A 25,842-nucleotide genomic window follows, 5' to 3' on the forward strand; every position below is an offset into this window, starting at 1 on the left:
TCATGTAGTTTTTTGCTAAGAAATTTTGTAGCACAAAAAACTCGCAAAAGCCCATTTACGCACCCTCCCGACCTACCCTGCTCTATGGTCGGTTTGCTGGTAAATAAAGCTTCTGCGAGTTTTGGATCATAATGACTGATTTTTAAACCATACTGAGAGAGTAAGGGTTAAGAGCTCGGTTTCATCATTTTGTCTATCTTATCAACGTAAGGAGTGAGCGCCTCCAATAACTTCTCTTGCTTTTGTATTTCTTCTGTCGACAACCGATCCATATGAACACTTCCGTCTGCATCAGTTACCTTGGCATCATAGCTTTTCAACTCATTTATTATGGGTTCAAGCTCCCTATACTCCTGTTCTGTAAGCCTCTGTTCAGCCTTCTCAAGCAAGCTATCCCAGAAAGCGCCACGATCTGTGCCAGATGCCTTTGCCTTGGATTTATCCGTTTCGTTCATTTTCTTGAAATACGGTTCAAGCTCCACCAGTAATTTCTTGTAAGCCTTCTGATCTTCTGCATTAAGCCGTTCTATGTGAAAACTCCCCTTGGAATCTGCCGCCAGCAGATTGTAATCGCCTAATTCCTTCAATAAGGACATAACCGTGGCAGCTTCTTCCTCGCTAAAATTATGCTTCAACCTCTGAAGCTTGGCCCCAAACTCCTCATATTTCTGCTGGCTTAGGCCAATCGTAGCAGCTGCTTCTTTCGAACCATACATACTATCCGCCAGATAATGATATCCGGCAAACGCTCCAGTAGGAATTAATAAAGTAGCTGCCAAAACGCCTGCTACGATCCACTTCTTTTTCATTCGTCTTCCCCCTTGTCCGGTTACGGTCTGATTTAGTATTCTCTCCTTCAGTTCCGGTGGGGCATTTAAATTTCTGGCCTCTTCCTGCAGAACTGTTCGCAGCTTTTCATTGAAATTCATGCAGATCCTCCACCTTTCCCTTAAAAAGAGTCTGATTCTCTGGCTTCTGACGAAGCTTGCGCAGTGCAGCATGAATACGGGATTTCACGGTACCCAGAGGGATCTCAAGGATTGCAGCACTTTCTTCCTGCGATAATTCATTTAAATAATGCAGAATAATCACCTGCTTCAGCTTATACGGAAGACTATCTACGCTAGCAAGCAAGGAGTGGTTAGAGATCTTGTCGACAATCTTACTTGTGAATTCAGGCTCCACCACCAAATTGACCTGCTCTGCCTTCTTAAGAATTCGGAGATGCGTCCATCTCTTTCTCCGGTAGGCATGAATTTGTCGCACTGTTATTCCCATAAGCCAAGGTCTAAAGGGACGGCTGATGTCAAAATGGTCAAGAGATCTGCGCATTTGAATATAAATCTCCTGAACGATATCATCCACCTCAGTTGTTTCGCGAACGAGGAAATGAACGGTTTGATATACATCCCTAATCGTAGCTTCATATAGCTCACTAAATGCTTCACGACTGCCGGCTAGCGTAAGCATAATGAGCTGAGAATATTCTTTTGGATGCTCCATTCATCACCCCTCCCTTCGGTCTTACACTATATATTGGGGAATAAAGAATATTTCGTTCGATTTTTCTTCGGAAAAATACAGAATAAACCGATCAAAGTCCACTAAGGATTTTGATCGGTTTAATGTTGTCTGCCTAACGTTCACATTCCCCGTTAGTTGAGCAACAAGCTCTCGAAATGTATTATCAGTGAATCCAACGGATTCCCGATTTTCACATTTAACTCTTGCTCAACTTTAACGGCTGATTCCACCATAGATAATTGTGCAACAGAAATTTTCTTGTTTTTTTCTGATGCAAATATCCCCTTTATGTACTTTGATAATTCTTCAACGTATTGCTCATTTTTACCTTGCATGATTAGCTCAAATGTATTCTCTATGACACGTGCCTCAATATGAATTGGCTTATCCTGTATAGAAGCAAATTCATTAAGCCTGCTCATTGTCCCTGCGACGGTTGCTGGATTAGTGAATAATAGAACCTGTGGTTCTGTAATACTGCAGACCGAACTAAAGAAAGGCTCATCAATTTTTATTATAGGAATAGATGTATGAAGCCGGTTTTCTTCAAGAAGAGCAATATAATTAGTACATGTGATAAGAATAGCCTCAACATTTGCTTGTGATATCCATTCTATTTGTTCGATGACTTTATTTTTGGCTTGTCCTTCATCGAAATTTTTATCTGATGTAATTCTACTCATCAAACCAGGATCCACAAAATGAACCAATTCCAACTCATCAGAGGTAAGAGCGTTTTGAATATACTGGATATTTGAATAGTGGGCGTGTAAACAAGCAATCTTCTTTTTCTTCATGATTTTATCTCCTTTAACCCATACTTTGAGCAGTCCCGCTCCTTAATGATATCAGGTTTCTCCAAAAAACTGCCCGTTTGCTTAATGATTGTTAACAAAGATACGACCGGATTTAGTGTACTACGCTCCAGCCGCATCTTTGTTGATTAGTTTTCCAAATTCACCGTGGAGAACATATTGTCATTTTCTGATCTGTTTACCGACTGGAATACTCTGAGCAAAACGAAACACATTATGAGGATCGTACTTTCGCTTCACCTGCTTCAATCGGCCAAAGTTCTCGCCATAGTACGCCTTGGGCCAGTTCTTAATCTCCAAATCGGGAAAATTCACATAATCCCCTTTAACAAAGGGACGCAACGCTCTGCGGAACCTTTCCACCCACTGAATATTCCGCTCCTGCTCCCTGCTGTTTCTCCACCGGGCTGACAGTTCGTAGATTGTCTCAGCCTTCCGGTGAGGATAGGCCGTTTCAGCAGGCGATACTCGACTCACCGCGCTTCCTGCACCACCTAAGCTCTGGCTCCACACGCTAGAGTGCCTGTTGGGTGCTTTAGATAAAAAGTCGCGTATAATTCGTACTCCTTCAGGCGGCAATGGTTGGAATCCGTAGGCCCCGGTTATTTTAAACTTTGGTTCCAAATTCAGGTCCGCTTCGGCAAAAAATTTGGTTGCTTCAATAAAAGGCACTGTCTTCACCTTCACCTTCACCGGAGTGCCTGCTCGCAAGAGCGGTCTAATCAATCGGCGCAGCTCCTCTGCACCGCCAAGCAATTGCCCGGTAGATACAATGGTGCCCACTTGTTTGGCAGACACCTCGATGGTTGAGGTTAGACGGTTCGTGACAGATGGGGCCCAGCGTTGCCATGCCGGGAACACCTTCTCAAGATCACGCCATTTCCACGTAATACTGTATATAGAAACTGATGAAATCGGTCTAACCCGAAATGTATATTCTGTAGCAGCACCAAAGTTCCCTCCCCCTCCGCCTCGTGATGCCCACAACAGATCGGAATGCTTTTTCCTGTTTGCCACAATCGTCTTTGCCCCATATCGCCCCGAAGCTACGACCATCTTCACTTGCTTCAAGTTATCGCACGTAAGTCCAAATTTACGGGAAAGTAGTCCAATGCCCCCTCCAAGGGTAAGCCCAGCTACGCCTACATCCGGAGCAGTCCCCGCCGGAATTGCCACCCGCTTATTCCACAGTTTTTTGTACACACGGGCAAGCGGATTACCCGTTTGGACAATGGCCACTCTGTTTTTCCGATCAACCTTAACCTTATTCATCTCGCTCACATCGATAATAATACCGCCACTTACAGCCGAGAAGGCTTCATAGCTATGCCGTCCACTACGTACCCGCAGCCGTATGCCCCGCTCACGTGCCCATTTGACTGCGTTGATCACATCCTGAGTTCGTTGGCAAAAAACAATGACCCTTGGAAATTTAGAGAAGCGCCTATTGAACTCCATTCTAGCCGTATTGTACGACGGATTGCCTGGAATAACGATCCTTCCGGTTAACCGCGTACTTTTCTTTTTCAACTTTTGTGCCATCTATATTACACCATCCCTACACATGACATAAGCATTCCTCATCAGCTTATGTCTATGTTGGGAGATCTGTCCTAGTAACGGCAAACGCCCAGTTTGCAGCAGCTTTCCTAAATCGTTCGTAATGCTGGTCTACCGGGTAACTCACTCTAGTTGCCAACGCAAAAAACACCTCCAAGGATCTCTCTATCTTACGACAGAGTTTATTCTCTTGAAGGTGTTTACATTTTTTTCTTTTCTACTCTGGGATATAAGGAAGATCCAGTGTCTTCGGAACATTGATCACATGCAGCTCTGTATACGTACGGATGCCTTCGGCGCCGTATTCACGGCCGATACCGGACTGCTTGAAGCCACCGAACGGGAACCGGACATCGAGCCCCTGCACAGCAGCCGTATTGATCATGGTCGTTCCTGCTTCGAGCTGACGTGCGACCAAGATGGCCTCCTCTTCCCGCCCCCACACCGAGCTCGTCAATCCATAGATGCTCTCATTGTGCAGATGAATCACCTGCTCCACATCGTCAAAGGGCAGAATCGGAACGGTAGGACCGAACTGCTCCTCCACCACAATCGGATCATGGTAATCGCAGTCCAGAACAAGCGTAGGCTGCAGGTAATACCCTTGTTCAAACCGCTGCTGATCCAGAATTTGGCCGAGCGGAATGACCTTAGCTCCGCGCTGGCGCGCATCCTCAATCAGACCCTGCACGTAATTCTTCTGCTTCAGGTTATTCACCGGACCTACTGTCGTATTGGCATCAAAGGGATCACCGATGCGAATCCAGCGGTTAGCCGCCTCGATATATTTTTCAACAAAACCATCATAGATAGAACGGTGTACATATACACGCTTGGCAATCATACAGATCTGGCCTGTCGTCAGGAAGTTAGAAATAACAATCCGGCGCATGGCCCGCTCATCTTGAACATCAAAGCTATCCAGGAAGATCGCCGCATCATTGCCGCCCAGCTCCAGCGTCATATCCTTAATCGTTTCCGAAGCCGCTTTGATGATGTGCTTGGCAGTTGCGGTTCCGCCTGTGAAGGCGATTTTGGTGACAAGAGGATTACTAGTCAGCTCAATGCCTACATCTGCATCCCCATGAACGACATTGATGACACCCGCCGGGAACTCACCTGCGATCAACTCTGCTACCTTCGCCGCCGCCAGTGGCGCAAACGGACTCGGTTTGAGCACAATCGTATTGCCCGCAAGTAAGGCAGGAGCGATTTTAATCGTAGATAACGCAATTGGATAGTTCCATGGACTGATCGCTGCCACCACACCCATTGGATCATAGGACAGGATGGTTTTACCATGGTCATGCTCCTGGACCTCTTCCTGTAGAACGGAGGCAGCTTCATTACAAGCGAACTCCATCCACATTAACGAGACATAAATCTCACCATGGGCATCATACAGGGGCTTGCCATGCTCTCTGGACAGCAGATGGACAATTTCTGGCTCAGCTGCTCTGATCTTCTCTATTGCCTTACGCATCCGGGTAATACGTTCATCAATCGAGGTCTTCTTCCATATTTTAAAAGCTTCTGCCGCCGCTTCAATCGCTTCCACCGCTTGTTCCTTCGTAGTGACAGGGAAATAGCCTACGATTTCAGCCTGGTTCGCCGGATTCTCTTTGGCTGACTGCGAAAGGGAGGGCACATGGTGACCATTAATGAAGGCCTCCACAACAACGGTCTCTTGGTCTGCCTTCCACACTTCTTCGGCAATTTCCTTCACATAACGAAGCTTGCGCCACTGTTGTTCTTCCGTAAGAATATTGCCTTCCTCTGTAGAGGAGAACCCGCATTGCGGGCTCAAGCACAGCTGCTCAAGGGGCACATAGGTTGCTGCTTCGGCAATCCGGGCTTTAATATGCTCTTTATCTTCTAGTTCGCCTGTTTTGGATGTGAGCAGACCCAGCACGATTTTCAAATCCGGCCGGTTCACATATTTCAGTGGCTCGAAGCTGCCTGAACGCTCATCATCAAATTCCAGGAATAAGCCATCTACGTCTAAGCCTCCAAAAATGACCTCAGAAGCATAATCATAACCACCGGTTGAGAAATAGTTGGATTTATAGTTCCCCCGGCAAATGTGCATCGTCACCACTAGGTCTGCCGGTTTATGGGCCAAGGTTTCGTTAATCATGCGCTGCATGATTTTGAGCTCTTCCGCCGGTTCCAGCCCCTTTGCACGCAGCTTATCGTGACCCGCTTCGGAGAACAGGTCGGCCCAGGCTGTATCATCCAGTTGCAGGTACCGGCATCCGGCATCATAGAACGCTTGAATGGCTTTTTGGTACGCCGCAATCGTATCTTGAAGGAATTGCTCCCGGTCGTTATAACTATTGGCCCCAGGCTCCAGCCGGTAGATCAGCATGTTGGGACTTGGAATGGTTTGCTTCGCTACGGCGTCACCTGCATGCTTCAGCAAAAACTCAAAATGCTCCACAAAGGGATGGCTCGAGAAATCAACCTTACCCACCACACGAATGCCACCCTTACGGGTCTGCATATTATGGAACTTGGGCCCGTCGATCTCCTCATACAGCTCTACGCCGTCTAGGCCGCCCAGAAAGTCAAAATGCCACCAGCTTCTGCGGAATTCCCCATCCGTCACTGCGAATACGCCATTCTCCTTCTGCTTCTCAATAATCCGGATAATCTCTTGATCTTCCACCGCTTTTAAGGCTTCATATGTGATGTTGCCTGCTTTATATTGTTCACGCGCCTGGCTTAAATTCGCAGGACGCAGGAAGCTGCCTACATGATCATTGCGAAAGGGTATCATCGCTACATCTCCTTACAACTTTTTAGTGTACTGAGTATAGCATGAGGGCAAAGAATGCAGGTTATATGAAAAAGGCATGATTGGTCATAGCTTTTCGCGATAACCTATTTATAATCATTTAAAGGTCCTTGATCCATTATCACTTCTACCATATTGGAGTCCCCTACCTTAAGAATCGGCCTATACTCTGAATTTGGACTACTGTAAAGCTCTAATGGACTTATCATTACGCCAGCTGGCGTATTATGAAGTATCCCGGGTACACAGGTATAGATCGTATCATTATTATTTGCATTCTTGGCGGAGATCGTAACTGAGGTTCCGTTATGATTATCTATACTCATGGACACCTTATATCTGTAAAATGAACCGGTTCCATTGGATTGCGCTGAATAAACTACAGGAACAACCGCAAGAACATCATCTCTTAGTCTTAACTTGATGACCTCTGTCTTCTTTGATTTTTTACCTCTCCCCACATCGCCCATATGCTCAACTGTCCCTTTACCATAATTTTTGAGGGGAGGTGTTCCCGTTGCACCAAACATAGCTACATCAATCTGCTTTCCATCCTTTGTATAGACTAAAGCATAAATGTCATAATCCGTTCCAGTCTCCCAAGATACCGTAGCCGTAATTTCTGGTGTTTTCTCAATGATAACCGGCTTCTGCCCTTTATCGAGATTGATCTTCCCCTTTACCTTCTCAAGGTTGATGGACATAGCCGAACCAGGTTCCTTTGATACAGGCTCTTGAATGATCTGAGGTTTAGAATGCTCACTTGGCTCATCCGCTTCTACTTCAACACCATAGTTTTTGCATAACCCTTCAAGCCCGGAATCAAATCCGCGCCAGATTGATTTTACCTTGGTCTGACCGTTCCTTAGATATAATTCAAGCACTACAATTCCATTCTCGTTCGTGAAACTGGATGGGGATAAGTGAATGATCGTATTTTGCGTACATATCTCTGCTTCCAGATTCTTCACATTCGCGAATCCTGTGCTGTTATCCTCTGTCAGAGTTACAGCTATTTTGGTTATACCTTCAGGGACCTTATCCATGTCGAAATTCAGCTTATAAACTTTGGTATTACCGGCTTGCTCGGCTGGTAAAAGCGTGGCTACACCTGAGGAACTTGTGGGCTGATTATAAAAGATGATTCCGCTATCTCCTTGCACCTTATCAGCATCCGTTAAGAGGAAGGCTGTTAAAGAAACGTCTACCAGAGTAGAGATTTCGTGGCTAATCGTAATGCTACCTTTTGCGGCACTTAAAGTTGTATTTGCTCCCATTTGCAGAAATTGATTCACTCCAACCACTCCAATCCATTTAATGGCTCGTGCTGTCTCAATAATATTAACACAGGGAGGAAATACTTGGGATATAAAACTATAAAGGGCCCCGTTGAGTTAACCGGCACGTTATAATACTCCCCTAATCGCGTCCCGTCAAGAAATAATTTGAGAATGAGCGGCATAGCGAGGGAGACCCCCTTATGTTATTAAAATAGGAATGGATTTCCGAGTATGCAGAGTGATATCGCTTTTTCCATTTGAGACGGTGTCACGTAAAATAGTCTTCAGATTAATGAGAAATACGGAAGGGAGATCTGTATGAATAGCGTGGACAAAATCAGATTTTTACTCTTTTTCGGCGAAGAGCCCGAGGCAGATTGTTACGGGTATATGGAACGGAATCAGGATGGCCATAGAATCGCCCTCTACAATAGTAATGGTGAGGAGATCGATATGTATGGCGGACATCAATTTGTCAGGGTACAGGCGCTTGGCAAATTTGATGATGAAGACCGCGATAATTTCTACTCCTTGTTAGAAGGTGATGGTGTAGGATAATCAGCACAATCAGACAGGTGAAGATTTGATAATGAATATTCTCTGGAGGTGGAAGATGGACGAACAGGTTCAAGAGACAAGCAGAATGAAGAGTGGGGCGATGCTAGCCGCCCTGCTCATCGGTGCGTTTATTGCATTCCTTAACGAAAATTTACTTACTAATACTTTTCCCGGATTAATGCGTGAGTTCAACGTTACCGCTTCAACCATACAATGGTTATCTACCGGTTATATGCTGATGATCGGCATACTGGTGCCGGTGACCGCATTGCTGCAGCAATGGTTCACGACTCGCCGGATGTTTATGTCCGCAATGACGTTATTTTTAGCAGGTACCTGCTTGTGTGCAGTCTCCCCTGGATTCGAAGTCTTGCTGATAGGCAGGGTTGTTCAGGCTTGCGGGACAGGATTATTGATTCCGCTGATGATGAATACAATTCTTGCCCTCTATCCTCCAGAACGCAGGGGGGCTGCCATGGGTCTCATGGGGCTTGTCATCATGGTCGCCCCAGTCATCGGACCGGCTTTGTCAGGTTTAGTTATCGATACCTTGGACTGGCGGTGGCTGTTCTACATGGTGATTCCTGTCGTGTTGTTTTCAATTATTTATGCATTCATAAATTTAAAGAATGTTACAGAAATAACAAAACCACGGGTCGATCTTCTATCCATTGTGATGTCAACCATCGGGTTTGGTTTTATCACCTACGGTTTTAGCCAGACCGGTGTCGGGGCTAGTCCTGGGAGTTACAGTTTGATTGCTATAGGCGGGCTCTTCTTGCTCTTACTTATTTGGCGGCAACTCAAAATTAAAGAGCCTTTGATTGATCTTTCCGTATTCCGGTATCCCGCTTTTTCTTTGGTAGCTGTATTGATAGTGGTGCTCATGATGGTTTTATTCGCCACCACGACATTGCTGCCGATCTATATGCAGGATGTGATGCAGTTAACGGCCTTCGGGACAGGGTTACTTCTGATGCCAGGCTGTATTTTGAACGCAATACTGATGCCTGTAACGGGAAAATTGTTCGATAAATTCGGGCCGAGATTCGTCATAATGCCCGGACTGCTCATGATCGCCCTATCACTGTGGCTGTTTGCCGGTATCGATAGCGATACAACCCGAGGCTCCGTTCTGTTCAATCATGTTCTATTATTCTTAGGCATATCGTTTGTCGTCATGCCGGCTCAGACAGCAGGAATGAATCAGCTTCCGCGTCACCTGGTCCCCCACGGCACAGCCATCTACAATACGCTCCAACAGATTGCCGGAGGAATTGGCATCGCTTTGTTCGTCGGCATCATGTCATCCAGAGCCAATCGTTATCTTCACCATTCACCTGATCCCGCTGCGATTCAAGATAGAGCACACAGTATTGTTGCCGGTTTGCAAACGGTTTTTGGGATTGAATGTATTCTCACAATTCTTGTTTTGGTGCCAAGTTGGTTTATCAATGGCCGTCGTCTTGAAAGGACTCATTAAAACTTATTTTTTATCTCACTACGTAGCATAGAGCCTTCACTAACATAAAAGTGGCGGCTCTTTTTACTATGCTTTTATCGGGCATACTGCTAATACAAAATAAGCACCATTATTGCGATTTACATCCGGTCTGAAAATGCGCTCTGCCCTCCAGCACATCACCCAAAAACTTTTGGGATGCATTCAACTTGGCTTCTAACTCCTGGATTTCTTTGATTTTCTCCTTTACCAATGCTTCCTTCTTAATATACGAGCTCTCATTGATAAGTAAAACTAAGTCCTGGATCGTTAAACCTAAAGTAAGTAGCATTCTCACATCCTGCAAATAGGTGACCACTCCTTCATTGTATACGCGGTAATTATTTTCATCCCTCGAAATAAACTGTTCAGGAATCAACTGTTTACGTTCATAGAAGCGCAAGGTGGATATGGGTAATTCCGTCAGCCTGGAAACTTCATTCGCTCTCATATTCTGCTCCTTCTAAATCAATCATTCATTTATATTTGCTATAAACCAAGGTTCATAGTTCAAAATAAAAATATGATAACCCGGGGCAGCGCTACTGTCAAAATAATGGGTTACATCAGAAGGAGTGCATTTATGCTGGAATCTATTCAAAATAATGATTTTGTCAACATTCTAACCGGCCGCCGTTCCATACGACAGTACGATGAGGACGTCAAAATTTCGGAGGAAGAGCTGCACGCTATGATTCAAGAGGCAAGCCTTGCGCCCTCTTCTGCGAATATGCAGCCATGGCGTATAATCGTGGTTCACTCCCCTGAAGGGAAAGACAAGCTTCGGCCTCTGGTCCAGTTCAATACGCGGCAAAATGATACATCTGCGGCGATGCTCATCATTTTGGGAGATACGCAGAGCGATTTATATGTAGAGAAAATCTATGATACTGCTGTGGAGCAAGGAAAAATGCCCAAAGACATACGCGACAAGCAGGTTGCGCAAATTCTGGGCATGTATCCGCAAATACCTAGAGAATTAAAGGTCGAAATTTCCAAAATTGATGCAAGTTTATTCGCGATGCAACTGATGCTGGTAGCCCGTGCTCATGGGTATGACACCAATCCGATGGCAGGCTTTGAACGTGATCAGATCGTTAGCGCCTTTGATCTGGACGAGCACAGGTATGTTCCGGTCATGATCTTATCCATCGGCAAGGCCAAAGATGAGGGCCATGAGTCCGTGCGCCTGGGTAGCGAGGAAATTACCTTTTGGCGCTAATGTGAATGTATGAACCTTACCGGTTCTGTGCTCCCCACTCGCACAGCTGCTCCAACACAGGTAGCAGTGTCTGCCCTTTCGGTGTCAGCGAATACTCCACTTTGGGCGGAATCTGCGGATACTCCACGCGCTTCACCAGCCCGTCAGCCTCCAATTCCTTAAGCTGCGCGCTGAGAACCTTGTATGTCACCGCTCCGAGCTGTCTATGCATTTCATTGAATCGAATCGAGGGTTTGGCGGACAGCAGATACAGAATCGCCATCTTCCACTTCCCGCCGATCACCGACATCGTATAACCGAATGGTGTGTCTTGGATCACCGTCTCCTTGCCCTTCAAATCTGAAATGCCCATGTTCACGCTATCCTTTCGGATAGTAGCCCACTTCTTTGTGCGTACTATCCCTTTATTTTTGCTCAGTCTATAATAGCTTTACTTTGAAGTAAAGGGGCTAAAGCAATGACAACCATCCGAACGTACAACCATACCCTCTGGGATCACGGGATTTCGCAGGGGTACCTTGTCGACAACACGCTGTATATCTCGGGACAGTTCTCCCATGATGCGGAGGGCAGCTTCGTTGGAGCAGGCGATATTCAGGCACAGATGACACAGACGCTGAAGAATTTGGATACCGTGTTACAAGAGTTCGGAGCAACCAAGGATAATCTGGCTTACGTGGAGCTGTATCTGACGAATGCGCAAGAGCACGGGGAAACCGCGATCGGACTGTTCAAAAAGTATGTCGGAGAGCATCGGCCGGCGGGGAGCATGATCGGGGTGACTTACCTGGCATTCCCGGAACAGTGGGTAGAGGTACGGGCTGTGGCGCATGTTGGTTAAGAAAAAGAGGTAGGGTTCAACTAAACAACGCTACTGGCAGAGTAATGTCAGTAGCGTTTTAGAATTTGCGGAATCTCTCCATCAGAGTAGTAGCGGATGGCCTTACCCGTTTTTCCAGCATACTCAATCTCATTTCTTGTGCTGTTGCCAATGTAGCCATTTACATCAATCACGAAGATTTCGTCAGAAAGATCAATCTTTCTAAAATGCAGATCTCCCAGTAACTCCGCTTGTTCTTCCGTGATTTCAAAACCTTCAGATTGTTCAAAGAAGGCTACACTAATCACTATGTTTCCTTGTAGTGTAAGAAATGCATTAGCCTGTTCAAATTGCTTCTTGAATTTTGTAGAACCGCATAATGTAATTATTTTCATAAGCATATCCTTCCTGAGCCGTTTTAGATGTTTTTCAGGTAACCCGTACACTATTCGAATTCTTGCTGAAGCTTGGTTAACCACTTGCCCAGTTACGGAAAATCCAACTCCTCATCGAGGATACGGAATATCTCCCTACTCCGCACCGGATAACGGGCATCCAGTTCCTCCCACTTCCGCTTCGGTAAAATCAAAAATTCGTGCGTATCCGAAAAATATGAGGCCTCAAAAAGCCGGATTTCGTATTTGTCCCGGATCAGCTCCTGAAAGCCGCGAATCGTGATGTAGCGGTCATCTCCGCTAAAGGTAAGCGCAATCGAATGCATCTGTCCATTGTAGGTAACATCCAGTCCTTTGTCCGTAGGCGTCACCTCGACCGTTTCATCGGGAAGCTGTTTACCGAACAAGCGGACGATCTCCTCGTCCTCCTCTCCCCAATCTACAATGACGCTGTTCGCAAAAACAAATTGCTGCAGCTGTTGCTCATCTCCTTCGAATAGCAATGTCAGCTCGCTGTCGCTTGGCATCCTCATCCCAGTATCCTCCTTGTGTTCACTTAATTAATATACTATATAGATAGACAATAACCTTGTTGATCAGGCCCAAACCAAATGCTCTACAACAAACATTAATGCTTGGCAGCGCTTATATACAGAATGGCTTCCTACATCTGGATACGAGCTTGCAAATCTTCCTTGTATAGAGAACTATTTGGCTCAAGGAGACAAAATAGAGCAGGAATTATGGGTTCCCGTCATTGCCAAGTAGCAACGAAGGTACCCTATCTATAAACGTTATATCCTCAATATCATGTCTTACTGTGGAATGACCCTCTTGAATCCCTCTGCCCACACTTAATAACATAATGTCTTCATAGTGCTGGGGAATATTGAGCACTTTAAAAAGAGCAGCTTTATCATAACCTGACATCGTGATGGTCTGGTAACCTTTTTCGTTCAAAATAAGGACTAAGGTCATTGCAGCCAGACTGCCATCGCGGACCAGCTCTTTTAAATAATCTTGCTTAGACATGTTTCGATAATAACCAATGGCTGCATTTGTTAAATACGTTTTAGTCTCTTGAGTGAAATAACCTTTCTCCAAAGCCTTGTCTTGAATAGCATGGATATTTTCACTATGAAAAGCACGGTAATCCCCCAAGATCAAAATCAAATAGCTGGAGGTTTCAACCTGCTCCTGGTTATATGCAAGTGGTTTAACTTTGGCGCGCAACTCCTTATCTTCAATGAGTAAATAACGTGTACTCTGAATGTTATTTCCGTTGGGTGATTTGGCAGCCAGTTCAATCGAATCAAGTATTTCCTTTCTTTCAATCGTATAGTTAGGATCATAATGTCTGACTGATTTCCTTTGTAAAATAATATCTTGCAGACTCATTTTAACGCCTCCCATATCTTAGATTTGTTATAATCATATTATCTGGAGCGTATACAATTGAAAATACTGCACTTTATAGTCACTAGGTTACTTCAAAGTAAGGAGGATCTCATGAATACAATAAATACAGGATTTGATGTGGTACAAAATATCATTAGTGGTAAATGGAAAAGCATTATTCTGTATCAATTAGGATATGAGCAAAAGCGTACAAAAGACTTACTCAAGATTTGTGAAGGTGTCTCACATAAAGTTTTAAACGAACAATTAAAGCAAATGCAGCAGGATGGATTAGTGCATCGTGCGGTATATGCAGACGAGGTTCCCATTAGAGTAGAATACTCAATATCAGACTATGGCCGGACATTCCTTCCATTATTAAAAGAAATGTGTGATGCTGGCGATAACCATCTTAAAAGAGAGGGGATCACCGCAGGTAATAATACAATCTGTGAACATTCTAAATCACTGTGATCGATAACCATGAAACCCTTTTAAGACCTTACTTAAATGAAAACAGCACCATACTCTTCACTAATGAAGAACATGGCGCTGTTAATATTTCGCAGTTATGCGACTGAAGAGACATTGGTAGCTAACTTCTATCTGATTAGCCTTTGTCTACTTATTCCAATCCTTTAGACAGCCGGATCGCAAGCTGCTTAATCTTATCGTTGCGAATCTGAAAATAAAAATCCAAATAGAGAGGGTCCGGGAGGCCGGTTTTGTCGAAATCCCCATCAACCTTGAAAACTACTACGTTTTCTTCCCCTTGCTGTTTATTCTGTATGGGTTCAAGTGTTATGTTAGCTCCAAAATGATATTCGGCACTCCATTGTTTGATAGCAGCTTTGCCTGCCCACTCTTTACCTTCATCGAGAACAAGTGCATCTTCCGAAAAGCAGCCGACATAAGCATCCGGATCGGGTTTATTGGTAGCGGCTATAAAATCTAGTATTACTTGCGGAAGCAGATTAAGATTAGGCTCCATATGATCAACTCCTTTGTAATTTTGTTAAACGGTGTCAATACAAGACTAGTATAACCAACAGAACCTGACAGCTGCGTGTCTAGTTATCAGTAATATTTTTTTGCTGTAAATCAGAAAAGGCCTTCCTTTACGGGATGGCCACATGCATTGCTTCCGCGATAATCAAGAAATCTTCACGGCTTATCCCGAAGTGGCCGGTACGGAAGGGGTAGCCCCAATTCCGCTGGCCGCGTGTGAAGGCCAACCGATCCAGTAAGCCCTTGATTCCCGCCTCCTGGCAGGGAACATATTCAATATTCCTGCGGTAAGGTACGAACGTCGCGGACATCGCATATTCGTATACACGGTCGTCTATAACCCGGCCAATGGCGGTAAATGCCTGCAACGGCTCGCCGCCTCCCATCTCCATGCGGGGAGAATAATACACAAGCCAATCCCCCGGCTTCATCCTGCGCAACGGTGCTGCTTTTCCGTGACACATCTGAGCAAAGCCGCCACTAACGCCCCCCTGCGCGTGGTTCGCTGAGACGACCCCTATCCAATATGAAGGACTTCCATTTTCCGTATCCTCGAATTTACGCAGCGTTTCCTTCGTATCCATTGCCGAACGCAACTCCTTTTTACTTAAGCTGAATCCAGTATACTAAAACGCTACTGACAGCGGTTTGTCAGTAGCGTTTTAGTATTTTGAGAATTCTTGAAACTTTCCTTATCATTAATAATGGAACGCGGCTCAATCCGCCTCTCCACAGAACTGCTCCTCACAACTTCTACAGCAGCAGTCCCATATACATAAGCTCGGACGGATTAGCTGGGTTGTGGCCCAAGCCGACTCGATCTCCCGCCCGCGGAATTTGGATTTTTGATACGAGTGTTTCCAAAGTCTTCTGATACGTGCTTCCATCGTTCTCCGTCACGTTCAACACAAGGACGACGATCGGATCGAAATTGATGAGCTTTCCGGTATCCGTCACGGATATGACGATGGCAGTTGCGCTAAGCGGCACGGTGCCGCTCGATGCCAATTGCGCCTGTTTTGCCGTATCCAGACTTTGGTTGATCAGATCCCTCTGTTCTTTGGAGACCATAGTTTTCATAACCAGCCCCGACATTCCTTTGTTCATTAGCTTTTCTGCCTGCTCCAGACGATCCTGCGGTTCCTTCTTCTTTCCGAACAATCCCCACATACGCTTCACGCCTCTCCTCGTTTGATTTGTCGTTGTATTTCCAATGTATACGATTGCCAGTAAACCTGACAATAGTATCAGCGACATACAAACAAGTGAGGGATAGCGCGGGTTTTCCTTCCAATTTACGCTGCGTTTTTCCCCAAATAGGGCTTTCTTGCAAAACTGCGGGCCTCAGACGTTATTGAAGGCTCCACTTGGTTCAACATTTTTGTATTTAAACCTGACGGGAAGGCCCTCCCCCGCCGTTATTCCTTAATAGATACACCAGCTTCCGATAATACATGGACGATTCCTTATAGCGGCGGCCTTCCTCACACACGACCGCCAACGCTTCGTACAACTGCTCAAGACGCATTGAATGCTGGTTGGATTCGAAATAAGGCAAGCATTCCAGCGCGCGGTTCTGAAATCTCTCCATGTCCCCTTGGGACAGCGCCAGCTGGCTCTCATAGAAAGCCAACGCCATCTCCTGATCCGTATTGGTTCCGGATATTCGCAACCGCTCAATCCCTTGCAGGAGCAATCCCCAATTTTTCTGGGCAAAAGCGGCCTCACACCGATAAATGGTCGTAACCGGATCAAGCTTCTTCCGGGTTTCCTCCGGCTCATTGGCGATCATCGCCTCGAAACGGGCGATTTCGTCCAACGCTTTATCCAGTTCTCCAGTCATCGTCAGCATAACAATCCGGTTGTTCATAATCGTCGTGACCACATCGCCCGGTTGCTGCAAATAAACGAGATTGGCTTCGGCCATCGAAAGCGAATGCAACGCTTCCTGCACAAGGCCCATCGCGAAACAATAGCCGCTGTATGCCACATACAGGCCGGATAGACGGTGAAACAGCCGATCATCGACGACTTGCCGCATGGTCTGCTCGAATACCTGTTTCGCCTGCTCGAACTGCTTCAGCAGGATGCATGCTTCCATCCTGATATTTTGCGCCATCAACCATACTTCCGTCCCCGGTTCCACAAGCCCGCTTAAGCGGTTCACATCATTCAGCACATCGTAGTAACGGCTTTTGGAGCGGAAATACTGGATTTTGTACAGCAGAAGCGCTTTTTTTAAGGGTACCGGCAGATCAACTTCGTCGGGCCTTCCGTACTTCTCCAAATAATGATTCAAGTAGGACTGATGCAAGTAGTCGTAAGCGGTCAGATCGTTGATTTGCTGATAGTATACGGCTTTCATAAGGGCAGTCGTCAACTCTACGACGAGCGCATCATCCCGATCGTCCAGAGCATCCACGTAGCTATCGGATACCGCCCCCCCGGACATCGTCTGGAAAATGTGCTCCGCCCGCTGCAGTGCCTGCTCATCAGCAGTTGCTGCGGCAGTCAAATAGGTGACGTGGACGCCGAGACGCCCTGCGATATGCTCCGACAAATCGTCCGCCAACGGGTACCTGCCTGCCAAAATGTTGGCAAAATGGGCCTGCGTAACGAGTCCCTCCACGAGGTCTTTCCTCGATATTTGCTTCTTCTTGCACAGAAGCTCGATGCGTTCCTTGAGCATAAGATTCTCCTCTGCCCTTTCTTCAGTTATTCATATAAGCAAGTATACTATAACTTTTTAGGGATCAACATTTTAAGGCTGAGTCGCTCTTAGAGTCTTATTTTCACGCAATAGAAGTACCATTAGGTATTTCAATATCCGGCTTTAATAGAATAACATCTCCTTTTTCCGGGACTCCTCCCAACACTAATACTTCTGATTTGAATCCCGCAATGCGCCGGGGAGGGAAATTGACGATTCCTATAATTTGCTTTCCTACAATCTCCTCAGCCTTGTAACGCTTAGTTATTTGTGCACTTGAGGATTTCATCCCGATTTCCGGTCCAAAATCAATCTTAAGCTTGATCGCCGGGATCTTTGCTTCTTCAAAAAACTCCGCTTCCTTAATCGTTCCGTCACGAATATCCAGTGCTGCAAAATCATCGATCGTTGCCAACGTTTTGCCTCCTCTACTAAATTTTTTTGTTTTACTGCGCTGGACGGAATGGCTGCAGGAGCCGAATCCCTTCCTCAATGGATCCCTCCATCATGTCCAAGAGCTGGGGCACCAGTTCCTGCATCCGGGGGGCGCTCAGGTGCCGGTCGAGGGCATCCCGGTTCTCCCAGCGCTCGTAGATGATGAATGTGCCCGGCTGGCCTTCTACCTCATAAGCCTCGTAGTCAATGTTACCCGGGTCGTTGCGCGACGGGGTGACAGCAGCAGTCATAAATGCCTTCATCTCGGCTTCTCTTCCTGCCTTAGCTCTCGCCTCCCAGAGTACAGTAACGTAACGGTTCTTTGTATCGTTCATGCTAATTCCTCCTAATTTATTCACCCAAAGCTTTTGTTATCGAATTCGGATACTGTGTAATGGAGTCCATAATGATAACAGTATCTTCGTGAAACGCCCGTTACTGCAGCTTCATCTGGCTGCGGAGCATCCGGTCGAGGACTTTGTCCGGGAGAATACGGACCAGCCGGGTCAGCAGTGCCGAATCACGGCCAGCCGTATAGCGGGTGCGTGGCTTTCTTGCGTGGATTGCGCGTGAAATCACTGCTGCTACCTTCTCAGGGCGAATACCGTCCTTTGCCCATGTTTCAGCCTGAGCCTTCACGGCGTCAAACAGACGATCATGGCGCCGGTGCTGGTCCGGGGTCATCAACCTGGCCAACCGCTCCGCTGTTGTAATTCCTTGCTCCGACAGGCCAGTGCTGACCCCCCCCGGAGTGATCATGATAACCTTGATTCCAAACGAGGACATCTCCCTGCGAAGGCTGTCATTGATCGCTTCCATCGCATACTTCGCAGCCGAGTATATTCCGAATCCAGGCATGGAGACCTTGCCGCCAACGGAGCCGATATTGACCACGCGTCCGCCGCTGTTCAATAAGGCCGGGGTGAGCGCCTGAATAACTGCGACCTGTCCGATCACGCTGACTTCAATCTGACGGCGCAATTCATCAAGCGGGACCATCTCGAGAGGCGCATTAACAGCGATACCGGCATTGTTAACTACTGCCCGCAAAGGGCGGCCAAACGGATCTTGCTCCACCCGTTCGGCCAGCGTCTTAAGTGTGCCGACATTGGTAACATCGACGATCACCGGCTCGATATTATTGCGTTTGATTTTGTCGGCGTCTTCCTGACGGCGAACACCCGCCAATACGTGAAATCCTTCAGTGGCGAGCTGCTCTGCGGTAGCCCTCCCGATGCCGCTGGACGTACCTGTGACGACGACCAGTTCTTGAGTATTAAGTGACATCGTACCCCTCCTGAGTTTGATAAGATATGGTTCGCTGTATAGCACCGCTATACGTATATTATAGCGCCGCTATACAAAGTTGTCTATAGCGGTGCTATATATTTTTTCGAAGTGTTATCCTTCGGCCTGGACATTGGTTTGGCGGGCATTGCATGATGCACTCGGCGCACACGAAGTACCCTGGCAAAACATAAAAAAGATCGCCCTCCTCCTGAAGGTCCAGGTTGGATAGGCGATCTTTCTTATATATCTCCAGGCTCTGTCAAAATGATCTGCATTACGCTTTCCCGAATAAGATCAATAACGTCGGGTTGGGGCGGGGGTGACTTACGAAACTGGGCCGTCACATACAGCCAAGCGGCCGTATTGGCGGAAGCCCAGACCAGATCTGCGGCTGCTTGAGCGGACACAGCCAGTTTGCCCTCGGCGGCAACTCTCTGAACATTTTGCACTAGGGCTTGGTGCGATTGATCTGCCGCCTCGATATGGGCGCCCTCGAGCAACCGCCCCATCATCGCCGCATAAATCCGGGGACGGGCAGCCGCGAAGCGGACATAGTCATCCCATCCTTGACGAAGAGCCATCTCTGAAATGGTGGACTCCACTGCGGTAATCTTACTTTCAAATAACTGTTTGAATGCTTCCACTATAGCTGCACTCAGGAGTCCATCGGCACTGCCGAAATGGTGGTAGAGTGTAGGAGCCGTAACCTGCGCGATCGCAGTTACGGCCCGCGTCGAAAATTGGGCTCCGCCCTCCTCCTCAAGTACCTTAAGAGCAGCCGCCAATATTTTGTCATATGTGTTCATACGCCTATTATAGCAGCGCTATACTCGTATGTCCATGATGAACGCTTATCCGCTCCCGCTGAGATAGCGATAATGCGCCCAACCTATCATTGCCCCCATCTTGTCCGTTATTAATATAATGCGGGAGTTGGGGATGGATTCCAACACATGTACAAGTGCATCCGCAAGTGAGAATTGGCGGTTAAAATCTTTTCGGTTGAATGCTTATTAAGCGCGGAGGTTGTATTCGCCCAATAAAACGTTATATATCTAATGAATATATATTGACTTGATATATATCAAGATGATATATTGTGGTTGTGATATACAAATTTCCCCAACCTATAAGGAGGCCAAATTTTGAACAGTCAGGATGTTATTTTAGGCATACTTATGAAAGAAGCGTCGACTGGGTACCAAATAAAACAGTCATTAGAAAATGTATTCTCTAATTTCTATAGTTCCAGTTATGGAACGATCTATCCCACTCTTGCCCGAATGGAAAAGGAGGGGTTAATCACTAAGGAAAATGTGCTCCAGGACGGTAAGCCTAATAAGAATCTTCTAACTATAACGCCTAAAGGCAGAGAATGTTTTAACGCCTATTTACTAGGCCCGCTAGAAGCAGACAGCATCAGGAAATCCGATTTTATGATGAGGCTTTATTTTGGTGAATTCGTTGGATATGACAAAGTGATTGCTTGGTTGAAGCAAGCTCAAGAGGACTCTCATACAAAATTAGATCAATTACTTGAGCAATATTCGCTATATAAAGATGAAATGCATCCAGCACAGATCATCTGCATCCAAATTGGGATAGAAGAATACAAGGCTAAACTTACAACCATTGCTGAGGGATTGGTAAGCCTGGAGAAGTTAGTGCAAGAGCAGAATTTATAGGAGGAATGGATATGAACACAATTTTTATCACGGGTGCTTCATCAGGCATTGGGAGAGCTACAGCAAAGCATTTTGCTGAAAGAGGATGGAACGTAGTAGCCACGATGCGTTCACCTGAACAAGAAACTGAGTTTATTACACTGGATAATGTGTTAGTGCTAAAGCTTGATGTTGAAAAAGAAACTACTATTCAAACTGCGTTAGCGGAAGCGATTGAGCGGTTCGGTACTATTGATGTTCTTCTCAATAATGCCGGATATGGAACAATGGGTCTAATAGAAGCCGCTACGGAGGAGCAGATTAGAAGACAGTTTGAAGTGAATGTTTTCGGTCTGATCCGTATGACTAAAGCCATGCTGCCACATTTCCGGTCTAATCAAAAAGGGATGCTGATCAACATCTCTTCTATGGGTGGGAAAGTTACCTTTCCTACGATGTCTCTGTATCATTCGTCCAAGTTTGCAGTGGAGGGTTTTTCTGAGTCCGTATCTTATGAATTAGCATCACAAAATATCAAAGTAAAGTTGATTGAACCCGGTGCTATTCATACGGACTTTGGTGGAAGATCGATGGAATTCTTTTTTGATGATGCGTTAACAGACTACAAGCTATTTACTGCTGCGTTTCGGGCTAAATTGGGTGATATGGAAAAACAACCGGCCTACGCCTCGCCTCCAGAAATGGTTGCCGAAACCATATACCAAGCGGCCACAGACGGCACAAGTCAATTCCGGTACATCGTCGGAGATGATGCAAAGATGCTCATTCAGATGAAAGAAAATACGGATGAAGAAGAGTATTTAACTAATATCGCCCAGCATTTTTCTTGAAAAGAGAATAAGTGCCTGATTTTCGGCTATGGACGTGGTTAGCAAGAGGTATACTATACTCATCCTAAAACATGCAGGTGTAATCATGATTCAAAATGAGGAACGCAAATTAGAGTATTATAAAGCCCTTATCGAGAAAAAATCTGACTATGAAGGCGTCTTCTATGTGGGGGTCACCTCCACCGGCGTATTTTGCCGGCCTACTTGTCCAGCCAGGAAACCAAAGTACGATAACTGCGAGTTCTACGAGACAGCACAGCAGGCACTTCTAGCTTCCTTCCGCCCATGCCAGCGCTGTCGGCCCTTGTCCCATCCGAATCAAGTCTCCGATATCGTCCGGCTACTTGTCGAGGCCGTTGAGCAAAACCCGGAGAAGCGGTGGAAGGGACAAGACTTCAAGGCACTATCCATTGATGAATCGACCGCCCGCCGTCAATTTAAAAAGCGCTTTGGCATGACATTCGTTGAATATGCCAGGTCCCGTCGAATGGGATTGGCTTTGAAGAGCATCCGATCGGGGGGAAAGCTAATTGATACACAATTAGCTTCTGGCTATGATTCCAGCAGCGGATTCCGGGACGCCTTCTCCCGCATTATGGGCGCAACGCCTACGCGGTTAGATGATAGCCTTATTCTTAGAGCATCGTGGCTGGACACGCAACTCGGCCCTATGATGGCAATAGCGGACGACAATGAGCTATATCTCCTGGAATTCGTAGATCGCCGGGGTTTAGAACGCGAGGTCGAACGGTTAAGGACAAGACTACAAGCGGCAATTATACCTGGGGAGACCACCCCTATTCAGTCAATTGAGAATGAACTGAGTCAGTTTTTTGAAGGAACGTTAACCGAATTTAAGACGCCTCTCCATCTAATGGGATCTCCATTTCAGAAGAGCGTGTGGGAACAGTTAATGAAGATTCCACCGGGCGAAACCCGCTCTTACGCTGATATCGCACTGGCGCTTGGCAAGCCCACCGCATATCGTGCGGTAGCACAAGCGAATGGGGCCAATCAACTGGCGATCGTCATTCCCTGTCATCGTGTAATTAACGTCAGTGGTGAACTGGGCGGGTATGGCGGCGGAGTCGCACGCAAAGAATGGCTGCTAAATCATGAGAAAATCGGGGGTCAAAAAAATGAAAAATCAACTTGAACAGGCACAGAAGTTACACGATCTGCACAGAAGCGGCAATCCGCTAGTCCTTGTCAATGCCTGGGACGCAGGAAGCGCGCAAATTATTCAAGGAGCAGGGGGCCAAGTCATTGCCACCGGCAGCTGGTCTGTAGCTGCTGCACATGGATACGAGGATGGAGAGAAGCTTCCTTTCGACCTCGTTCTATCCAATCTTCAGCGGATAAGCAATAGCGTAGATCTGCCCATTACAATTGATATAGAAGGCGGTTATGGATCTTCTCCCGAAATGATCAAGAACAATGTGCTAAAGATCATCGGGTGTGGAGCCGTAGGAGTCAATCTTGAAGATCAAAAGATCCATGAGCCGGGATTATACGCCATAGATGAGCAAGCCTTGCGTATCGCAGCTGTGCGGGAAGCCGCTGAGCATACTTCGATTCCCCTTTTTATTAATGCTCGAACTGATGTCTTCTTAGAGACACCAACAGATGAGCATGACGAGGCTCACTTGGATGCTGTCCTTCAAAGGGTACATGCCTATACAGAGGCCGGAGCTCACGGAATTTTTGTGCCGGGTTTGTGTAACGAGAGGCTGATCGAGAAATTATGCCAGCAGTCTTCAATCCCTGTTAATGTTATGATTTCCTCGGACTCACCCCCACTCCAGAAGCTGGCATTATTAGGCGTCGCTCGCATCAGCTACGGCCCACATCCGTATTTGATCTTGATGGGTGCATTAAAACAAGCTGCTGTAAGAGCCCTAGCATTACAGGAATTGTGAATGAGGCAGGACTAATTAATCTGGTACCCTTTCCATACACTTTATAAATTGGAACTCCTATGTTGTCTATGAAATCCCCAGCCCTAGCTGGTAGCCCGTGCCCATGGGTATGATTTTGGCGCTAATGTGAATGTAGGAACCTCACCGATTCTGTACTCCCCACTCGCACAGCTGCTCCAACACAGGTAGCAGGGTCTGCCCTTTCGGTGTCAGCGAATACTCCACTTTGGGCGGAATCTGCGGATACTCCACGCGCTTCACCAGCCCATCAGCCTCCAATTCCTTAAGGTACCTTGTCGACAACACGCTGTATATCTCGGGACAGTTCTCCCATGATGCGGAGGGCAACTTCGTCGGAGCAGGCGATATTCAGGCACAGATGACGCAGACGCTGAAGAATTTGGATACCGTGCTACAAGAGTTCGGAGCGACAAAGGATAATCTGGCTTACGTGGAGCTGTATCTGACGAATGCGCAGGAGCACGGGGAAACCGCGATCGAACTGTTCAAAAAGTATGTCGGAGAGCATCGGCCCGCGGGGAGCATGATCGGGGTGACTTACCTGGCATTTCCAGAACAGTGGGTAGAGGTTCGGGCTGTGGCGCATGTAGGTTAAGAAAAAAGAGGGGACCTCCTAACCTTTGATCGCAAATATGGCTTCGCTTGGTGGATTCAGGATAAGCCTTAGAGCTATTTCTGAAATAGGAAACACACTCCCGCCCGGGTCCTATCAAATACTAGGACTAACTGGCTGTGCCTGTTTGGTTATTCCTGAACATCGATACGTCTAACCCCTTCCCGCCAACGGGACGGAGTCTAACCTGTTCTGCGCCTGCGATTAAAGGACGTGCGCGTTGAATAACGGCCAGCACTTCTTCGTTCTTGAGAGAGCCGGCATGAGCCTCTCCATCGCTCCACAGCTCCGTGACCCAGATCGTATCGGGATCATCTACGGATTCATTGATAATATAGAGCTCACAGCCCGCCATATCCTTCAAGCTACGCGAAGCTTCCAGCAATATTAGAACGAGTTCATCCCGTTTCCCGGGGCTGGCCGTCAATTTTCCGTACATCGCAAATTTGCTCATACCCACTCTTCATCCCTTCTGATCCTCTGATTTTATTTGCATCGCTTCGTAGTGTTTAAACATTTCGAGGCTGACCTCAGCCATTCGATCAATTAGTATTTGCGGCTCAAGTATCTTGAGTGACTTCCCATACGGAAGAAGAAAGTACGGAACATATGTTTTTAGCGACAGTTCCCCCAGCTTAAAAAGAGCTTCGCCGGGCCGCCTGCGTTCGATCAGCGCATGACCGAACAGCCAATGCTTGCATAGCTCGTTAAGCGCATGTTCGTGTCCCTGAAGCCTTACGGTGACTAGCGTCTCAGCTTCGAGCGAATCCGGAAGTAAAGAATGCAAGAGGAAATCCCTCGCGGAAAAGGCAGCTGGACGTTCGAAGCGGGTATCCGCCGCCTCCAAACGGATAATGCGATCCACCCGGAAGCTTCGGATCTCTTGCCGCAACCGGCAAAACCCTGCAACGTACCATAGTCCCTTCCAATGCACGATGCCGTAGGGGTCGAGGACTCGATGGCTTGGAGTAAGCTCCGGTCCTTTGGCATAGTCCATGTTCAGCGACTCTCCCCGGGCTATGGCCTCCTCTAACCCTCTGAGCAATTCAATTTCTCTCGCGTCCGTGGGTGTTTGGATGACGGCAAGCCCGCTGCTATGTCTATTAATCCGCTCAAGCTGCTCTTCATTCGTGTATCGCTTCAGCTTATCGACCGCTCGGGAAAGCGCATCCGTGAACGGATAGCCCGCTTCCCGTGCGAAGACGGATGCATGTACGAGCGCCTTCTGCTCTTCGGAATCGAAGAGCAGCGGAGAATCAACGAATTCACCGAGAAGCCGGTAACCGCCGTTCGGACCGGCATCGGCAATAATAGGGGCTCCGCTCGCGCACAATGAATCAATGCACCGGTATACAGTGCGAACATGAATCTCCAAATCGTCCGCAAGCTGCTGCGCCGTCACCCGCTTTCCCGAACGAAGCAACCATAGTATGGACAGCATATTATCCGCTTTTGACAAAC

At 46.9% G+C, this 25,842-nt stretch carries 31 protein-coding genes and 3 pseudogenes; 11 read left to right on the forward strand and 23 right to left on the reverse strand.

Annotated elements, in window-relative coordinates:
- Nucleotides 1–167: 167 nt before the first annotated feature.
- The 7 genes and pseudogenes from NYE26_RS30625 to NYE26_RS30655 form a co-directional block, all read right to left on the reverse strand.
- On the reverse strand, nt 168–929 hold the full coding sequence (locus NYE26_RS30625) for a DUF3600 domain-containing protein (protein ID WP_339252491.1): 762 nt from the start codon (nt 927–929) through the stop codon (nt 168–170).
- Nucleotides 916–1,503 carry a sigma-70 family RNA polymerase sigma factor gene (locus NYE26_RS30630; RefSeq protein WP_339252493.1) on the reverse strand — a complete coding sequence of 196 codons (588 nt, stop codon included), beginning with the start codon at nt 1,501–1,503 and terminating at the stop codon, nt 916–918. Before NYE26_RS30630 ends, NYE26_RS30625 begins: the two co-directional genes overlap by 14 nt.
- 152 nt (nt 1,504–1,655) lie before the next feature.
- Complete coding sequence (locus NYE26_RS30635; protein WP_339257664.1) at nt 1,656–2,324, reverse strand: hypothetical protein; 669 nt, start codon at nt 2,322–2,324, stop codon at nt 1,656–1,658.
- Between the two features lie 177 nt (nt 2,325–2,501).
- Nucleotides 2,502–3,881 carry an FAD-binding oxidoreductase gene (locus NYE26_RS30640; RefSeq protein ID WP_339252495.1) on the reverse strand — a complete coding sequence of 460 codons (1,380 nt, stop codon included), beginning with the start codon at nt 3,879–3,881 and terminating at the stop codon, nt 2,502–2,504.
- Between the two features lie 235 nt (nt 3,882–4,116).
- Nucleotides 4,117–5,604, reverse strand: coding sequence for an aldehyde dehydrogenase family protein (locus NYE26_RS30645; RefSeq protein ID WP_339257666.1), 1,488 nt, complete (start codon nt 5,602–5,604; stop codon nt 4,117–4,119).
- Nucleotides 5,596–6,678 (reverse strand): annotated as a pseudogene (locus NYE26_RS30650) (5-methyltetrahydropteroyltriglutamate--homocysteine S-methyltransferase); the annotation flags it as partial. The gene NYE26_RS30645 and the pseudogene NYE26_RS30650, both read right to left, overlap by 9 nt.
- 104 nt (nt 6,679–6,782) lie before the next feature.
- Nucleotides 6,783–7,991: a TerD family protein gene (locus NYE26_RS30655; protein ID WP_339252497.1), complete on the reverse strand. Its 1,209-nt coding sequence runs from the start codon at nt 7,989–7,991 to the stop codon at nt 6,783–6,785.
- Nucleotides 7,992–8,294: 303 nt separating this feature from the next.
- On the opposite strand from NYE26_RS30655, the gene NYE26_RS30660 reads away from it, so the two are divergent.
- Nucleotides 8,295–8,534, forward strand: a complete 240-nt coding sequence (locus NYE26_RS30660) for a hypothetical protein (protein ID WP_209869054.1) — start codon at nt 8,295–8,297, stop codon at nt 8,532–8,534.
- A gap of 55 nt (nt 8,535–8,589) precedes the next feature.
- The gene (locus NYE26_RS30665) at nt 8,590–10,017 is read left to right on the forward strand and encodes an MDR family MFS transporter (protein WP_339252500.1); all 1,428 of its coding nucleotides are present in this window, start codon (nt 8,590–8,592) and stop codon (nt 10,015–10,017) included.
- 109 nt (nt 10,018–10,126) lie between these two features.
- On the opposite strand, the gene NYE26_RS30670 is transcribed toward NYE26_RS30665, so the two are convergent.
- Nucleotides 10,127–10,486, reverse strand: coding sequence for a MerR family transcriptional regulator (locus NYE26_RS30670; protein WP_339252502.1), 360 nt, complete (start codon nt 10,484–10,486; stop codon nt 10,127–10,129).
- Between the two features lie 132 nt (nt 10,487–10,618).
- On the opposite strand from NYE26_RS30670, the gene NYE26_RS30675 reads away from it, so the two are divergent.
- Nucleotides 10,619–11,257 carry a nitroreductase family protein gene (locus NYE26_RS30675; protein WP_339252504.1) on the forward strand — a complete coding sequence of 213 codons (639 nt, stop codon included), beginning with the start codon at nt 10,619–10,621 and terminating at the stop codon, nt 11,255–11,257.
- A 16-nt stretch (nt 11,258–11,273) separates the two neighbouring features.
- On the opposite strand, the gene NYE26_RS30680 is transcribed toward NYE26_RS30675, so the two are convergent.
- Nucleotides 11,274–11,609, reverse strand: a complete 336-nt coding sequence (locus NYE26_RS30680; RefSeq protein ID WP_036722981.1) for a helix-turn-helix domain-containing protein — start codon at nt 11,607–11,609, stop codon at nt 11,274–11,276.
- 105 nt (nt 11,610–11,714) lie between these two features.
- On the opposite strand from NYE26_RS30680, the gene NYE26_RS30685 reads away from it, so the two are divergent.
- Nucleotides 11,715–12,098, forward strand: coding sequence for a RidA family protein (locus tag NYE26_RS30685; protein WP_076085715.1), 384 nt, complete (start codon nt 11,715–11,717; stop codon nt 12,096–12,098).
- Between the two features lie 47 nt (nt 12,099–12,145).
- On the opposite strand, the gene NYE26_RS30690 is transcribed toward NYE26_RS30685, so the two are convergent.
- Both NYE26_RS30690 and NYE26_RS30695 read right to left on the reverse strand, forming a co-directional pair.
- The gene (locus NYE26_RS30690) at nt 12,146–12,472 is read right to left on the reverse strand and encodes a hypothetical protein (RefSeq protein ID WP_339252508.1); all 327 of its coding nucleotides are present in this window, start codon (nt 12,470–12,472) and stop codon (nt 12,146–12,148) included.
- A gap of 92 nt (nt 12,473–12,564) precedes the next feature.
- On the reverse strand, nt 12,565–13,005 hold the full coding sequence (locus tag NYE26_RS30695) for a hypothetical protein (RefSeq protein WP_339252510.1): 441 nt from the start codon (nt 13,003–13,005) through the stop codon (nt 12,565–12,567).
- Between the two features lie 100 nt (nt 13,006–13,105).
- On the opposite strand from NYE26_RS30695, the pseudogene NYE26_RS30700 reads away from it, so the two are divergent.
- Nucleotides 13,106–13,240: pseudogene (locus NYE26_RS30700) on the forward strand (GyrI-like domain-containing protein); the annotation flags it as partial.
- On the opposite strand, the gene NYE26_RS30705 reads toward NYE26_RS30700, so the two are convergent.
- A complete protein-coding gene (locus tag NYE26_RS30705; protein ID WP_339252512.1) occupies nt 13,214–13,870 on the reverse strand; it encodes a nitroreductase family protein in 657 nt (218 codons plus the stop codon). The pseudogene NYE26_RS30700 and the gene NYE26_RS30705 sit on opposite strands and share 27 nt — an antisense overlap.
- Nucleotides 13,871–13,981: 111 nt before the next feature.
- On the opposite strand from NYE26_RS30705, the gene NYE26_RS30710 reads away from it, so the two are divergent.
- On the forward strand, nt 13,982–14,344 hold the full coding sequence (locus NYE26_RS30710) for a winged helix-turn-helix transcriptional regulator (protein WP_339252514.1): 363 nt from the start codon (nt 13,982–13,984) through the stop codon (nt 14,342–14,344).
- A gap of 151 nt (nt 14,345–14,495) precedes the next feature.
- Here the strand turns inward: NYE26_RS30710 and NYE26_RS30715 are convergent, their stop codons facing one another.
- The 8 genes from NYE26_RS30715 to NYE26_RS30750 form a co-directional block, all read right to left on the reverse strand.
- Nucleotides 14,496–14,861 carry a nuclear transport factor 2 family protein gene (locus tag NYE26_RS30715; RefSeq protein WP_036722990.1) on the reverse strand — a complete coding sequence of 122 codons (366 nt, stop codon included), beginning with the start codon at nt 14,859–14,861 and terminating at the stop codon, nt 14,496–14,498.
- Nucleotides 14,862–14,988: 127 nt separating this feature from the next.
- Nucleotides 14,989–15,462, reverse strand: a complete 474-nt coding sequence (locus tag NYE26_RS30720) for an EVE domain-containing protein (RefSeq protein ID WP_339252516.1) — start codon at nt 15,460–15,462, stop codon at nt 14,989–14,991.
- Between the two features lie 169 nt (nt 15,463–15,631).
- Entirely contained in the window at nt 15,632–16,048 is a 417-nt protein-coding gene (locus tag NYE26_RS30725) for a hypothetical protein (RefSeq protein ID WP_339257668.1), read from the reverse strand.
- A 217-nt stretch (nt 16,049–16,265) separates the two neighbouring features.
- Nucleotides 16,266–17,567 (reverse strand): XRE family transcriptional regulator, encoded by a 1,302-nt coding sequence (locus NYE26_RS30730; RefSeq protein WP_339252517.1) that lies wholly within the window; start codon nt 17,565–17,567, stop codon nt 16,266–16,268.
- A 103-nt stretch (nt 17,568–17,670) separates the two neighbouring features.
- Nucleotides 17,671–18,003, reverse strand: a complete 333-nt coding sequence (csaA, locus tag NYE26_RS30735; RefSeq protein ID WP_339252519.1) for a chaperone CsaA — start codon at nt 18,001–18,003, stop codon at nt 17,671–17,673.
- Between the two features lie 31 nt (nt 18,004–18,034).
- A complete protein-coding gene (locus tag NYE26_RS30740) occupies nt 18,035–18,358 on the reverse strand; it encodes a putative quinol monooxygenase (protein WP_209869100.1) in 324 nt (107 codons plus the stop codon).
- 100 nt (nt 18,359–18,458) lie between these two features.
- Nucleotides 18,459–19,310 (reverse strand): SDR family oxidoreductase, encoded by an 852-nt coding sequence (locus tag NYE26_RS30745; protein WP_339252522.1) that lies wholly within the window; start codon nt 19,308–19,310, stop codon nt 18,459–18,461.
- Nucleotides 19,311–19,552: 242 nt separating this feature from the next.
- Nucleotides 19,553–20,119 (reverse strand): TetR/AcrR family transcriptional regulator, encoded by a 567-nt coding sequence (locus NYE26_RS30750; protein ID WP_339252524.1) that lies wholly within the window; start codon nt 20,117–20,119, stop codon nt 19,553–19,555.
- Between the two features lie 339 nt (nt 20,120–20,458).
- Here NYE26_RS30750 and NYE26_RS30755 point away from each other — a divergent pair, with 339 nt between their 5' ends.
- From NYE26_RS30755 to NYE26_RS30770, 4 genes are all read left to right on the forward strand, one after another.
- Nucleotides 20,459–20,998 (forward strand): PadR family transcriptional regulator, encoded by a 540-nt coding sequence (locus NYE26_RS30755; protein ID WP_339252526.1) that lies wholly within the window; start codon nt 20,459–20,461, stop codon nt 20,996–20,998.
- A gap of 11 nt (nt 20,999–21,009) precedes the next feature.
- Complete coding sequence (locus tag NYE26_RS30760; protein ID WP_339252528.1) at nt 21,010–21,828, forward strand: SDR family oxidoreductase; 819 nt, start codon at nt 21,010–21,012, stop codon at nt 21,826–21,828.
- A gap of 85 nt (nt 21,829–21,913) precedes the next feature.
- On the forward strand, nt 21,914–22,984 hold the full coding sequence (locus tag NYE26_RS30765) for a trifunctional transcriptional activator/DNA repair protein Ada/methylated-DNA--[protein]-cysteine S-methyltransferase (protein ID WP_209869115.1): 1,071 nt from the start codon (nt 21,914–21,916) through the stop codon (nt 22,982–22,984).
- Nucleotides 22,968–23,747, forward strand: a complete 780-nt coding sequence (locus tag NYE26_RS30770; protein WP_339252531.1) for an isocitrate lyase/phosphoenolpyruvate mutase family protein — start codon at nt 22,968–22,970, stop codon at nt 23,745–23,747. The genes NYE26_RS30765 and NYE26_RS30770 overlap by 17 nt, the downstream gene beginning before the upstream one ends.
- 141 nt (nt 23,748–23,888) lie before the next feature.
- Here the strand turns inward: NYE26_RS30770 and NYE26_RS30775 are convergent.
- Nucleotides 23,889–24,050: pseudogene (locus NYE26_RS30775) on the reverse strand (helix-turn-helix domain-containing protein); the annotation flags it as partial.
- Between NYE26_RS30775 and NYE26_RS30780 the strand changes: the two are divergent.
- The gene (locus tag NYE26_RS30780; protein ID WP_339257670.1) at nt 23,983–24,363 is read left to right on the forward strand and encodes a RidA family protein; all 381 of its coding nucleotides are present in this window, start codon (nt 23,983–23,985) and stop codon (nt 24,361–24,363) included. The pseudogene NYE26_RS30775 and the gene NYE26_RS30780 overlap by 68 nt on opposite strands.
- 127 nt (nt 24,364–24,490) lie before the next feature.
- Here NYE26_RS30780 and NYE26_RS30785 read toward each other — a convergent pair whose 3' ends face one another.
- Nucleotides 24,491–24,835 carry a putative quinol monooxygenase gene (locus tag NYE26_RS30785; protein ID WP_339252533.1) on the reverse strand — a complete coding sequence of 115 codons (345 nt, stop codon included), beginning with the start codon at nt 24,833–24,835 and terminating at the stop codon, nt 24,491–24,493.
- 9 nt (nt 24,836–24,844) lie between these two features.
- Nucleotides 24,845–25,840 (reverse strand): YafY family protein, encoded by a 996-nt coding sequence (locus NYE26_RS30790; RefSeq protein ID WP_209869123.1) that lies wholly within the window; start codon nt 25,838–25,840, stop codon nt 24,845–24,847.
- Nucleotides 25,841–25,842: the final 2 nt, after the last annotated feature.

Source organism: Paenibacillus sp. FSL P2-0136, from assembly GCF_037975325.1.
Classification (GTDB): domain Bacteria; phylum Bacillota; class Bacilli; order Paenibacillales; family Paenibacillaceae; genus Paenibacillus_AQ; species Paenibacillus_AQ silagei.